Consider the following 12,820-nt stretch of genomic DNA (forward strand, 5'->3'; position numbering starts at 1 on the left):
CATGGCGACCGTTCCGAAGGCTCTCGGCGTGGAAGTGTTGAACGCGAGCAAATCGTTTGGCGCATTCCGCGCACTGGATGGCGTCTCGATCAAGGTCCGCGCCGGGACGATTCACGCGCTGCTCGGCGAGAACGGCGCGGGGAAGAGCACGTTGGTGAAAGGGCTGGTCGGCTACGGCGTGCTCGACGACGGGCAGATCGCCGCCGACGACCGCGAGGTGCAGATTGCTTCGCCGCGTGACGCGCAGGCGCTGGGCATTGGCATGGTGTATCAGCATTTCACGCTGGCGGCGGGCCTCTCGGTAGCAGAGAACCTGCTGCTCGCGCGCGGTCGCTTGCCATGGAAAATCGACTGGAAGGGCGAACGGGCTGCGCTTACCGCGTTCATGCAGCGCATGCCGTTCCGCTTGCCGCTCGATGTGCCCGTGGCATCGCTTGCCGCGGGTGAAAAGCAGAAACTCGAAATCCTCAAGCAGCTCTATTTGCAGCAGCGCTTTCTGATACTGGACGAGCCGACTTCAGTGCTCACGCCACAGGAGGCGGACGAAGTACTCGGTCTGATGCGGGAGCTGACCTCGCGCGGCGAGTTGACCGTGCTGATGATCACGCACAAGTTTCGCGAAGTGATGGCCTATGCCGACGATGTCACTGTGCTGCGCAAGGGCCGGCAGGTCGGCACGAGTCCGGTGGCGCACACCAGCCCCGACGCGCTCGCCGCGTGGATGATGGGCAGCATGGCCACGCGCGAAGCGCCCGTCATGGCGGCAGTCACGGTGGAGCGTGTGGCGCGCAAGCCGGTGGCCGAGTCCGCCGAGGTGCGCCTCGCGCTCAACGGCGTCACGGTTGAAGACGATCGCGGTCACGCGGCAGTCAGGCACGCCACGCTGGCGGTGCGCGCCGGCGAAATTCTCGGGCTCGCGGGCGTCTCCGGCAACGGGCAGAAAGAACTGGTGGAAGCGCTGGTCGGTCAGCGTCGCGTGAAAGCCGGCGACATGCGCGTGGCCGGCCGCGCCTATCACGCGACGCGCGAGGAGATGACGCGCCTGCGGGTCTTCGCGATTCCCGAGGAACCGTTGAAGAACGCCTGCGTCGCGAGCATGAGCGTGGCGCAGAATCTTGCGTTGCGCGACTTTGATCGCGAACCGCTGCGCCGTGGCGGCTGGTGGCTCGACCGGCGCGCGATGCGCGAGCGCGCTGCGCATCTGATCGACGAGTTCAACGTGCGGCCGCCGCTGCCCGAACGGGCGATCGGCACGCTCTCTGGCGGCAATGTGCAACGCGCCGTGCTGGCGCGCGAGCTCGGTCAGCCGGTGGACGTGCTGATCGTCGCGAATCCGGTGTTCGGGCTCGATTTTGCATCCGTCGCCGATATTCACGCGCGTCTGATGGCGGCGCGCGATGCGGGCGCGGCGGTGCTGCTGGTCAGCGAGGACCTCGACGAATTGCTCGAACTAGCCGACCGCATCATGGTGATCGCGGCGGGTGAACTGGTATTCGAAACGCCGGCGGCGCTGGCCGAACGGACCGTGCTTGGTCAGCATATGGCCGGCCATGGCGGTGAGGCCACCACGCACCGCGCGCTCGCCCCGGAACCCGCGAAGGAAACCATCGGATGACATTCGCCACCACGCTGACCGTCGACGCCCAACCGGGGCCCTTCGCTTTCGAGCCAGCAAAAACCGCGCTGGTCGTGATCGACATGCAGCGCGATTTCATCGAACCGGGCGGTTTCGGCGAAGCGCTCGGCAACGACGTGTCGCTGCTCGCCGGGATCGTGCCGACAGTCGCCGAATTGCTCGCTTTCGCGCGGCGTCACCGCTGGTTCGTCGTGCACACGCGCGAATCGCATGCCCCGGATCTGGCCGATTGTCCGCCCGCCAAACGCCTGCGCGGCGCACCGAATGCCCGTATCGGCGACGCGGGGCCGATGGGGCGTATCCTGATTCGCGGCGAGCCCGGCAATGCAATCATCGAGCCGCTTGCGCCGCGTGCCGGCGAACTCGTGATCGACAAACCCGGCAAAGGCGCGTTCTACGCCACGAGACTCGGCGAAGAGCTCGCGCTGCGCGGCATCACGCATCTGGTGTTTGCCGGCGTGACGACGGAAGTCTGCGTGCAGACTTCGATGCGCGAAGCCAACGACCGCGGCTACGACTGCCTGCTGATCGAAGACGCGACCGCCAGCTATTTTCCCGGCTTCAAGGACGCGACGCTGGAGATGCTGCGCTCACAAGGCGGCATTGTCGGCTGGACCGCGCCGCTTTCGTCACTCACGCACCTCGACCAGACGATCCCGGCATGCAAGTAAATCAACCCGCGGTGGTGGCCGAGGTCCAGGCGGCGTTTGCCGCCTACGAGCAGGCGCTGGTCGACAACGATGTCGCCGCGATGAATGCGCTGTTCTGGCACACGCCGGAAACGGTGCGCTATGGGATCGCTGAAATACAACACGGCGGCGAGGAGATCCGCGCCTGGCGCGAGACCTGTGCGCCGGTGCCGAAGTCGCGCAAACTGCATCGAACCGTGGTGACGACGTTCGGCACGGACTTCGCCACGGTCAGCACCGAATTCACCAGCGACGCCACACCCTTGCTCGGCCGTCAGATGCAAACCTGGGCCAGACTCGGTCCCGCCGACGGCTGGAAAATCGTGGCCGCGCACGTCAGCCTTATCTCCATGCCGTGAAACGCCGATAATAATAAAAAAGGGAATCAGCCCGCATGAACGACGACAACCCCACGAATCTGCTGGAGACGCCTGCCGGACTCGCAAGCCCCGACACGCCGGGCATGCCCGGTGCTGCGAGTGCTGCCGTTGCGCCGGCTGCTGCCAATCCGCTGGCCGAGCAGGTGTATCAGCAGCTCAAGAGCGATATCTTCAGCTTCCGCCTATTTCCCGGCGACCGCTTTTCGGAGAACGGCATCGCGCAGCACTACGGCGTATCGCGCACGCCGATGCGCGACGGCCTGTTCCGTCTGCAGCGCGAGGGCTACCTGGAAGTCGGTTTCCGGCGTGGCTGGAAAGTGGCGCCGATCAACTTCGACCAGCTCGATCAGCTTTATGATTTGCGCATCGTTCTGGAGGTGGCCGCCGTCGAACGGCTAGGGGCGGGCGGCGATGTCGCGCATGCCGCTGTCGCGGCGCTGCAGGCGATCTGGTGCGTCGAGCCCGCGTTGCGGGAGAGCGACCCGGTGAAGATGTTCGGCATGGACGAGCACTTTCACCGCCAACTGATCGCCGCCACCGGCAACGCGGAAATGTTGCGCGTGCATAACGAAGTAACCGAGCGCATTCGTATCGTACGGCGGCTGGATTTTCTCAAGCCGCACCGCACGAGCGCGACTTACGACGAACATTCGACCATGCTGAACCTGATGGAGCGCAACCGGCTGACCGAAGCCATCATCCTGTTGCGCGCGCATATCACGCAGAGCAAGCTCGAAGTCCGCAAGATCACGCTGTCCATGCTGGCCGCGGCGCGCGACAGCAAACTGCCGTTTGTTTCCTGAGCTTGTTTGGCTTGCGGTAAATCGCGTGGGTGTTCTCGCACGATTCACCCGTACGAATCACTCGTAAGAAAAAGCGCCGCCAAATTTATCCATGCGCTCGAGCGCCATGCCCGAGCCCCGCACGACGCAGGTGAGCGGCGCTTCGGCGACGAACACCGGCAGGCCGGTTTCCTCCGCCAGCAGCCGGTCGAGATCGCGCAGCAGCGCGCCGCCGCCCGCCAGCATGATGCCGCGCTCGGCGATGTCGGCGCCGAGTTCCGGCGGCGTCTGTTCAAGCGCGATCTTCACTGCCGAGACGATCTGATTCAGCGGATCGGTGAGGGCTTCGAGAATTTCGTTACTGGACACCGTGAAGCTGCGCGGAATGCCTTCCGACATGTTGCGGCCTTTGACTTCCATCTCCTTGACTTCGGAGCCGGGAAAGGCCGAGCCGATTTCTTTCTTGATCGCCTCGGCGGTCTGCTCGCCGATCAGCATGCCGTAGTTGCGGCGAATATAGTTGACGATGGCGTCGTCGAACTTGTCGCCGCCCACGCGCACCGAGCCTTTGTAGACGATACCGCCCAACGAAATCACACCCACCTCGGTGGTGCCGCCGCCGATATCGACCACCATCGAGCCGGTCGCTTCGGATACGGGCAGGCCTGAACCGGTGGCCGCGGCCATCGGCTCTTCGATCAGATAGACCTGCGAGGCGCCCGCGCTATGCGCGGCTTCCTTGATCGCACGCCGCTCGACCTGAGTGGACCCGCACGGCACGCAGATGATGATGCGCGGCGAGGGCGCGAACATCCGTGATTCGTGCACCATCTGGATGAAGCGCTTGATCATCTGCTGGGTGATGTTGAAGTCGGCGATCACGCCGTCTTTCATCGGGCGGATCGCCTCGATATTGCCCGGTACTTTACCGAGCATCTGTTTCGCTTCCTTGCCGACGGCCAGAATGATCTTCTTGCCGTTGGGGCCGCCTTCCTGACGGATCGAGACCACCGATGGCTCGTCCAGCACGATGCCTTTGCCACGCATGTAGATCAGCGTGTTCGACGTGCCGAGATCGATCGCCAGGTCATTGGAAAAATAGCCACGCAGAAAACCGAACATGCAAATTCCTGTCTCGCTTGATGCCGGGGCGCGTGCGCGCCGCTCGGGGAGGCCGCGCGAGCGCGGCAGGCGACCGGTTGAGGGTCGAGAGAGTGGGAAGAATAACAGTTTCGGCCCTGGGGGCAGAGCAAAGCGCTATTTGGGTGGTCTTGGCCGGAGTGAGTTTTCGGACAGCCATTTGATGCGGCCGCAGTTGCTTTTGACCCGGCACGGGATCTGGCGCTCCTTCATCGCGGGTGATTTTTGATTATGGGGCAGGCAGTGATTATGTTAGGCGAAATATTTAATGGGGATTTTTGCCTTCCGCGGCTGGCATACAGAAAGCACAAAGAAAGAAAAGAAGGCCTAAAGAAAGCCCCCCACCGCAGGTGCCAAAACAATTCCACCGTTTCACCCCAAATAGTGCGCCGACGCACACATCCCTTCGCATCATTTGGAGCAATCTTGACGTGCCCGCTTCAGTCCGCGCCTGTAGGTTGCCCGCACAGGCGCATCCCCCCACGCTGAGCGGGCCCACGACACAAAATATTGCTCAGTTCAACATGAGGCGATATGGGCCAAACGAAACACGCAAAACAGGCAACGCGCAGCTACGACATCATCCGCAGCGAAGCTGAATTCCGCGCCTTGCAATATGAATGGGAAGCGCTGTGGTTAAAAGCGCATGGCTTCTACTACCAGTCGTTCAGCTATTGCTGGCTGGCATGGCAACAGGTGGCAAAACCGCATGGGCGTCACCTGCGTTGCATCGTGTGCCGCGAAAACGGGCGGGTCGTCATGATCTGGCCGCTCGTGATGAGCAGGCGCGCACTCTGGACCTACCTCGTGCCGCTCAGCCCCGAGGGCGGGGACTATTCGAGCGTGCTGGTGGCGGAAGGCGACGCAGCCCCTGCATTGATCGAAGGCGCATGGCAGGCCGCACGCCGTGGATGCGGCGCCGATTTCATCCACTTGCCCTACTTGCGCGAGAGACTTCACCTCTATGCGCTCGTCGCGCGGGAACCTCATGTGCTGCGGGCCGAAGCGCACGAATCGTACGTCGCGAAACTGCGCGATGAAACCGATTGGGATCAGTATTGCAGCACGTTAGGCAAGCTGAGCGGCAAGAGGCCCGGCGCCTTCGCGCATCGGTTAGCGAGAGAGGGCAAGGTTGCCACGCGCATCGTCGATCCAGCGGACAAGGCCAAAACGGCCGCCATCATCGACTGGATGCTCACATGCAAGCGCGAGTGGGGCGACCGTGTAGGCAAACACGGCGAGTGGCTCAATTCGGTAGAATTCCGAAATTTCCTGGTTCACCTGATCTGTCCGGACGACGTCCCTTCGATGGCGCGTCTGATCGTCGTCACGCTGGATGAAGCACCGGTAGCCGCGATGGTCGCCGGTATCGGCAACCCATGCGCGAGCGCGGTGATCGCCGGATTCGATGCCCACTACGGCAAATGCCGCCCAGGCCTGATCGCGGTCGAAGCGTGCGTCAAATGGGCCTTCGAAAATCGCTTCGACATCGATTTCGGCGTGGGCTCGGAACGCTTCAAATCGTACTGGGGACGCGACAACGTGAGCACTGCATGGACCATGCAGATCGTCAGTTCGCCATGGGGGCTGTGTGCCGTGCGCGCCCGTAGTCTTGCGCTGAAACTGGTCACCTACGCGAGGCAGTGGCGGCGCTTCAGTAGCGCACCGAAACTGCCCTCCGGCGCGACAGCCAGCCAAAGTGGCGCACACGGCAACCAGGCGCCGCAGCATCTGTCGGTATGAGTTCGTGCCCGGCGCAGCGAAGGCGGGCGACCCCGGATAACCGGGAGCGACCCGCTATGACCGATCGCGGCTGCGAACCCGCGTAGCGCCGGTAATGACGGCCACGCCGAGCATGATGACGGCGACGATTGCAATCGTGTGCTGCGCGACGTGCAGCGCGACGAGGCCCCACGCTACGCCGCCAATCAGGATGAGCCATCCGGCAAGATAGATGAGCAGGGTCATCGATTTCTCCTTGTTTTCTGGTGCTGGTCTTTCGAGTAGCAGAATTCGCGCCTGCTGCGGCGCGCGGAGGAGTCTGGCCGGCGACGGTGTGACGCTCTACCTTGCGTTGGGCGAGGGTTGCCAGCCGGTAAATGTGCCGCCAGATGAGCCGACGTTACCCTCATAGCTGCGATTCGATCGGCAGAAAGCCGAGGAACCAGATTCCCATTCGCTTGAGGCCGGATACGCCCGGTTCACCGTGCTCGGTTTCCGTCCCGGTGGGGGTGGTGTCGATCCAGACGATCCGGCGCTTGCCATTCGCGTCGGGACGCTCCTCGACGCGCCACGCGATCTGGTCGAGCTTCGGCGTGAGTCCATCGGCGACTTGCGCGGCGAGCGCGTCGCTCTGGCAAAAGACACCGATTTCCGTATTGAGCGTCACCGATCGCGGATCGAGATTCATCGAGCCGATAAAGATGCTGCTTCGATCGAAGACATAGGTCTTCGCATGCAAAGAGGCCTTCGACGACCCCAGCATTGTCTTCTTCTGCTTCGGATCTTCGGCCGCGGCGGGTTTCAGTTCGTACAGATGCACGCCGGCGTCCAGCAGATCCTTGCGATAGCGCTGATAGCCTGCGTGCACGGCGGCGACATCGGTGGCCGCGAGCGAGTTGGTCAGCACCGTCACGCGCACGCCGCGCCCGGTCTGCTTGCGCATCCACTCCACGCCCTTTTTGCCGGGCACGAAGTACGGCGAAATGATCAACATTTCCTTTGCAGGTTCGATCCGCAATGTCTCGAACTGGGACATCAGGTGTCCCTCAGGATCGTCCGGTGAGCGGGTGATTTTCGATGGATCGTCGTAGAGCAGCGTTGCCTTGCCCCATGAGAAATCGACCTCCTGCGTTTCGAGTGTCTCGGTATAGCGTTGTTTCACCCGCGTCACGTAGGGCGTGTCACGTTGCGATTCAATGAACGCAGCCAGTTTCGCGCGATAGGCGGGCAGCGCGTCCGCTTCAGCCTTGTGGCCGGTGAGATTCTCGATCGGGTAAGCCGCTTCCGAGTTCCAGAATTCGTCGAACGCTAGCGACACTTTGCGCACCACCGGGCCGTGCGTCAGCACGTCAAGGTCACCGAATGAAACGTCGTTGGAGGCGCCGAAATATTCATCGCCAATATTGCGCCCGCCGACAATCGCGGCCTCGTTGTCCGCAATCATCGCCTTGTTGTGCATGCGCCGGTTCACCCGGCCGAACTCGAGAGCGGTCCCCAGCGTCTTGAAGCGCCGGCTGGCGACCGGATTGAACAGGCGGATCTGCACGTTCGGATGCGACGCGAGCGCGAGCAGCACCTGGTCGTCCGCGCCGGTGCCGAGATCGTCCAGCAGCACGCGCACCCGCACGCCGCGATCCGCTGCCCGCAACACCGCAGCGGCCAGATGCCGGCCAGTCAGATCGTCGTGCCAGATGTAGTACTGAAGATCGAGCGTACGGTCCGCGGCGTCGGCGAGCACGATGCGCGTAAGCAAGGCGTCGACCCCGTCAGGCAACAGATGAAAAGCGCTGTCGTCCGGATGATTTTGCTTTGGTGGCGTAAAGGCCGCGCCAAGCCGGGTACTGGTGGAGGGCGCGATGGCATGCGTCGCGGTGCGGGCACTTTGTGGCGGCAAACTCGCGCAGGCGGACAGCAGCAACAGCAGGACAACGGCGAATAGGCGTCGACACTTCTTCATTCTTATGCTCTCAGTCAGTTCTAACGCTTCCCGCTCCCGGCCGATCAAAGCCGGCCTGGAAAAAACGCTTACACCCGATACGGGAATCCCCGCACCGGAGACTGTACAACGGATCGATCCGCTTGCCTGATCTCACTGTTGTGGGGCGTGTGGCTGACTCTTCGCAAAGCCGGCGCGCACAGCGGTTGCGCGCTTACATCGGCAACGATAAAAAGTGTTTCGTTGGTGCGGTTGCACGCATAGACGCATGCGGAAAGAAGATGTACGTTCTGAGAGCACCGTACGTCCTGTTCAGGCAGCGAGTCTTCGTGAAAAACAGGGCGCACACCAATCACTACCGCTTCGAGGAGCAGGACGATGGCAATAGACGCCATAGCGTTTGAAGTCATTCACGACATCGAGAGCTTTCGCGCGCTTCAACCCGAATGGGACGATCTCTGGCACCGTGCGAACGGCGAGTATTTTCAGTCCTTCGCGTACTGCGACAGCAGCCTCGAAGCGGAAAAGGGCACGGGTGTCCGGCACCAACTCCATGTTGTCGTCGGGCGGCGTCAGGGCAGGCTGGTCGTGCTGTGGCCCTGGCAGACCTTCTGGAGAAGCTGCTGGAAATATGCCACGCCGCTGACGCCGGCGAACCGCTCGCCCAGCGATATTCTGGTTGCCCCGGAGCACGACGTTGATGAGATCGTGGAGTCCGCGTGGCGGGCCGCCAAAAAAGCGACCCGCGCCGACGTTTTCGAGCTATGGCGAGTCCGCTCCGATTCACCGCTTTTGCGTTGCATGACACGTGAGGCGTGGATCCGGCGCGCGAGCGAAGAGCCAACGCCGTACGCCGTCATGCGCGATCAGCAGGACTGGGAAGCGTTTTGCCGTTCGCGGCCCGGTCGAAAGAGCACCCGGCCACAGTTCATCGACCGGCGGCTGAGAAAACATGGCAGCGTCAAGATTGAGATTGTCGACGCAGCCGATAGCCGCCTTCCTGCACTCATCGACTGGTTTGTCCTGCACAAGCGCGAATGGGCACAGCACAAAGACATCGAGAGTCAGTGGACCTTTTCGGAAGTGAGCCGCAAGTTCTGGAATAACCTGCTCGCGAACGTTTCGTACGAGACGCAGGCGTTCCGCGTATTCGTGCTGACGCTCGATGACGTGACGGTGGCCGTGAACATTGTTGCCGTGCGAGCCACGTGCGCCTATCTCGTCGCGCATACCTACGATCTGGCCCATTCCAAAGTTGCGCCCAGCACGGTGCTGATCGACGATTGCGTGAAGTGGGCATTCGATAACCGACTCGATTTCGACTTCGGCCCGGGCGATCAACAATATAAATCGTTCTGGACCGCGGGCGGCACGTACACGACGTCATCGTTCCTCGCGATTTCGACGTGGTGGGGACGTGCCGGCTACGAAGCGAAAATGGCAATCAAGCGCTTGCGTGCAAGGCCAGTGCGGAAGGCGGAGGATCAGCAAGCGCCGGCAGGCATCCCGGCAAATGCGACGTCAGAACTGAACTGATTGAATTGAACTGAAGGAGTAAGCAGAGCGCGCAGACCGCGCGCTCTGCGCACAGCGCGGCATCTCAACGATGCCGCGTCTTTTCGGCTGTGGACGGCGTGATAACCGATTGATGTCCCATGATCAGCCAACGCGGTGTCCTGAAGCGGACAATGCTGGAATAGAGCCAGAGATAGGTGGCAACAAACGCGAGAGCAGCGCCAGCGAGTACGAGCGGGCTTTGCCAGAACAGCGTGGCGGGAACAATCCCGATCAGCGTGAGCAACCACAGGTAAGGCGAGGTCTGTGCATTTCCGCGTCCGCGCACGTGCGGCTGTCCGGGTTCGACGCCGCGTCTGGCGATCCGTTTGAAGATGAGCGTGTGCAGATGCAGTCCGTCCGGCTGACTGGCCGGACGGCCCTTGAGGATGCGCCGCCGGTAGATCGTAAACACCGTTTCGAACAGCGGATAAATCGCCACCACCACGGCGTACCAGGCGCACACATTCGGATGCCTCGAAATCAGCACCACCAGCAATTCAGCCATCACGAAGCCTGAAAAATACGCGCCGCCGTCTCCGAGAAAAATGGATGCGACCGGGTAGTTCCAGATCACGAAGCCGAGGATCGCGCCCACCATGGTCAGCGCAACGCTCATGACGAACCAGTCACCGACATCGTGAGCAACATACCCAATCGAGCCGAAGATCAGGATCGAGGTCACGGAGGCGAGGCCGTTCATCCCGTCCACGATATTCATGGCGTTGGTGAGCCCGGCGACGATCAGCACCGTGAGCCCCATCGCAATCGGTAGGACATTCAGCGCCCGATCGATGAGCGGTAGATCCACCCGCACAAGAACGGCCTCCAGCAGAAATGCGCCAAGCAGGGCGCCGGCCATCGCGGAGAGCAGGCGCATGCGCGGGCTGACGCGCTTGGTCAGATCCTCGAGCAGGCCGCTACCGAACGCCGGGGCGGCCGCAGCCAGCAGCAGCATGGTTTCGTCGCGTGGATTACTTCCGAACAGCGCGCCAATCATGCAGGTAGCGCACGTCGCGCAAAAAAGACCGGCACCGCCAACGCGCGGCACGGCGTGCGCGTGATTCTTTTGCACGCCGTTGAGATCGTAGTCCATCGAAAGCTTGCCGAAGACACCGGCATAGCGAACGATCAGCATGGTGACGAGGAAGGAACTAATAAAGCTTAGCGTAAGATTAAGCATGGTATCCAGCTCTGCGGCTCAGCGGTGGGTAGACATTCCGAACGTTTCGTATTAACGGGGATACGTTTATCGTCCGCCTGTGCGTTTAGGTCGAGTTTAGGTCATTTGGGATTTGGATCGGGTCGTCTCAGTCTTTCTAATGGGTTGAATCAACGGTGTGTCTCCGGCCGTCTTTATCATAGGCAAAAAAACGCTCCCTTCAAGACGATTCGCGCCGCCGTTTGCCCTGGTTTGAGCGGGTCCGCACACTCGCAGCACAATGCCCCGGAAATCCGCGCTGAAACACGGTGAAGACCCGCCGCTAGCACAGTTCTCCGTGTTCCGGGACGCGCCAATGTGTGGCACCCCACATAAGCCGATTGATTTTAATTTCGAGTGCGCCGGTTGACTCGATCTGTTTAGAATGACCCTCAATCTTATGGCTTTGATTATGTTAGGATTGCTTCATGTCATACGAAATGACGCATTTTTTCTTATAGGGTATGGCCGGATATTTTATGTCTGGCTTATTGGGGGAATATTAGTCCGTATTTCGAGGTAAGCCATCGAAAAGTGACCGGTGTTAATTGGATCACTCGCGCTGGACGGAACGGACATGCACCTCGCCGGGGACTCTGGATATGCTTGCTACTGAAAGGCAGCGTGATTTTGCTGGTCGGCCATGAGCAGAAAATCGACATCCGCACAGGATTCGGTTGGGCGGGGCGCCCCCCGCTCGAGGGGACGCCGTCGCTTTATCCAGACGCTCCCTTTGCTCGCGCTGACTTCGACTGAAGCTGCGCAGCCCGCGTACGCGTCCAGTTCGCCCGCCAACGCGGTTGTCACGGACAAGTCGTTCGGCGTAAAGGGGGATGGGCTCTCCAACGACCGGGCGAGCTTGCAGACAGCGATCGACCAGTCGCTCGGCAAGACGCTGTTGATCACCGGCAATTGCCGGATCGACGTACGGGGCCTGTATCTGCGAAGCGGCAGCCGGGTGCGGTTTGCGCCGGGTGCCTCGATCAAGCTTCTCCCGCACAACGAAGCTTTCTATCAGATCTTTCGCGTCTGGGACATCCAGGATGTCGTGCTCGAACACGCGACACTCGACGGCAGCAAGGAACTGAATACCGCGCCGAACGATCCGCGCATTAACGGCTACGGCATGGGTGTTTCCATTGCGGGCAGCTCGAACATCACGCTCGTTTCACCCGTCACGACCGGATGCTGGGGGGACGGCATCTACATCGCCAATAGCTACACGCGCAAGAACCAATGGTCTAACGGCATCCGGGTGCTCGATCATCACGCTTCCCGCTGCCGCAGGCAGGGCGTGTCGATCATCAGCGGCGCCAACATCGTGTTCGAGCGCCCTGTCTGGGAGAACATTGGCGGCACGCTGCCGTCCGCGGGACTGGATATCGAACCGAACAGCAACCTCGACATCCTGCGCAACATCCGCATTGTCAGCCCGACCACCCGCAACTGCCGCACCGGCATTCTGATGTACCTGCAAATGCTTGTCGGGCCGAGGCCGCAGGACATTCAGATCGAAATAACAAACCATCGCGACGAATCCTCAGCGGTTGCCCCACTGAATATCTCGGGGCTCGAACTGAAGGGCAACGTCGTAAAAGGGCGCATCGTCATCAATTCACCCACCTGGGTGAGTCCGCGCATCGCAACGCTAAGAAGCGAGAACTACGACCGGGCAAGCGGGCCCGAGATCGTCGTGAGCAATCAGCGAATCATTCCCTAGCATCGATGTCACCGGGATGACGGAAGTCATCCATGCGTCGCACCGATCTGCGCTATGACG

11 protein-coding genes are annotated in these 12,820 nt (G+C 61.5%); 7 read left to right on the forward strand and 4 right to left on the reverse strand.

Going from position 1 to position 12,820, the window contains the following annotated elements:
- The first annotated feature begins 1 nt into the window (after position 1).
- The 4 genes from PQR27_RS24995 to PQR27_RS25010 are packed head-to-tail and all read left to right on the forward strand — an operon-like array spanning position 2 to position 3,508.
- The gene (locus PQR27_RS24995) at positions 2-1,615 is read left to right on the forward strand and encodes an ABC transporter ATP-binding protein (RefSeq protein WP_408526310.1); all 1,614 of its coding nucleotides are present in this window, start codon (positions 2-4) and stop codon (positions 1,613-1,615) included.
- Entirely contained in the window at positions 1,612-2,307 is a 696-nt protein-coding gene (locus PQR27_RS25000) for a cysteine hydrolase family protein (protein ID WP_408526311.1), read from the forward strand. Before PQR27_RS24995 ends, PQR27_RS25000 begins: the two co-directional genes overlap by 4 nt.
- The gene (gene hpxZ / locus PQR27_RS25005) at positions 2,298-2,684 is read left to right on the forward strand and encodes an oxalurate catabolism protein HpxZ (protein ID WP_408526312.1); all 387 of its coding nucleotides are present in this window, start codon (positions 2,298-2,300) and stop codon (positions 2,682-2,684) included. The genes PQR27_RS25000 and hpxZ overlap by 10 nt, the downstream gene beginning before the upstream one ends.
- Positions 2,685-2,719: 35 nt before the next feature.
- Complete coding sequence (locus PQR27_RS25010; protein ID WP_408526313.1) at positions 2,720-3,508, forward strand: GntR family transcriptional regulator; 789 nt, start codon at positions 2,720-2,722, stop codon at positions 3,506-3,508.
- Between the two features lie 57 nt (positions 3,509-3,565).
- Here PQR27_RS25010 and PQR27_RS25015 read toward each other — a convergent pair whose 3' ends face one another.
- Positions 3,566-4,609, reverse strand: a complete 1,044-nt coding sequence (locus tag PQR27_RS25015; protein ID WP_408526314.1) for a rod shape-determining protein — start codon at positions 4,607-4,609, stop codon at positions 3,566-3,568.
- A gap of 552 nt (positions 4,610-5,161) precedes the next feature.
- Between PQR27_RS25015 and PQR27_RS25020 the strand changes: the two genes are divergently transcribed.
- On the forward strand, positions 5,162-6,370 hold the full coding sequence (locus PQR27_RS25020) for a GNAT family N-acetyltransferase (protein ID WP_408526315.1): 1,209 nt from the start codon (positions 5,162-5,164) through the stop codon (positions 6,368-6,370).
- A gap of 54 nt (positions 6,371-6,424) precedes the next feature.
- Here PQR27_RS25020 and PQR27_RS25025 read toward each other — a convergent pair whose 3' ends face one another.
- Together PQR27_RS25025 and PQR27_RS25030 are read right to left on the reverse strand one after the other, a co-directional pair.
- Entirely contained in the window at positions 6,425-6,595 is a 171-nt protein-coding gene (locus PQR27_RS25025) for a hypothetical protein (RefSeq protein ID WP_408526316.1), read from the reverse strand.
- 160 nt (positions 6,596-6,755) lie between these two features.
- On the reverse strand, positions 6,756-8,306 hold the full coding sequence (locus PQR27_RS25030; protein WP_408526317.1) for a phospholipase D family protein: 1,551 nt from the start codon (positions 8,304-8,306) through the stop codon (positions 6,756-6,758).
- Between the two features lie 357 nt (positions 8,307-8,663).
- Here PQR27_RS25030 and PQR27_RS25035 point away from each other — a divergent pair, with 357 nt between their 5' ends.
- Positions 8,664-9,821: a GNAT family N-acetyltransferase gene (locus tag PQR27_RS25035; protein ID WP_408526318.1), complete on the forward strand. Its 1,158-nt coding sequence runs from the start codon at positions 8,664-8,666 to the stop codon at positions 9,819-9,821.
- A gap of 64 nt (positions 9,822-9,885) precedes the next feature.
- Here the strand turns inward: PQR27_RS25035 and PQR27_RS25040 are convergent, their stop codons facing one another.
- Entirely contained in the window at positions 9,886-11,022 is a 1,137-nt protein-coding gene (locus PQR27_RS25040; RefSeq protein ID WP_408526319.1) for an MraY family glycosyltransferase, read from the reverse strand.
- A gap of 751 nt (positions 11,023-11,773) precedes the next feature.
- Between PQR27_RS25040 and PQR27_RS25045 the strand changes: the two genes are divergently transcribed.
- A complete protein-coding gene (locus tag PQR27_RS25045; protein WP_408526320.1) occupies positions 11,774-12,760 on the forward strand; it encodes a hypothetical protein in 987 nt (328 codons plus the stop codon).
- The last annotated feature ends 60 nt before the right edge of the window (positions 12,761-12,820 follow it).

This window comes from Paraburkholderia fungorum, assembly GCF_046027215.1.
Lineage (GTDB): Bacteria > Pseudomonadota > Gammaproteobacteria > Burkholderiales > Burkholderiaceae > Paraburkholderia > Paraburkholderia fungorum_D.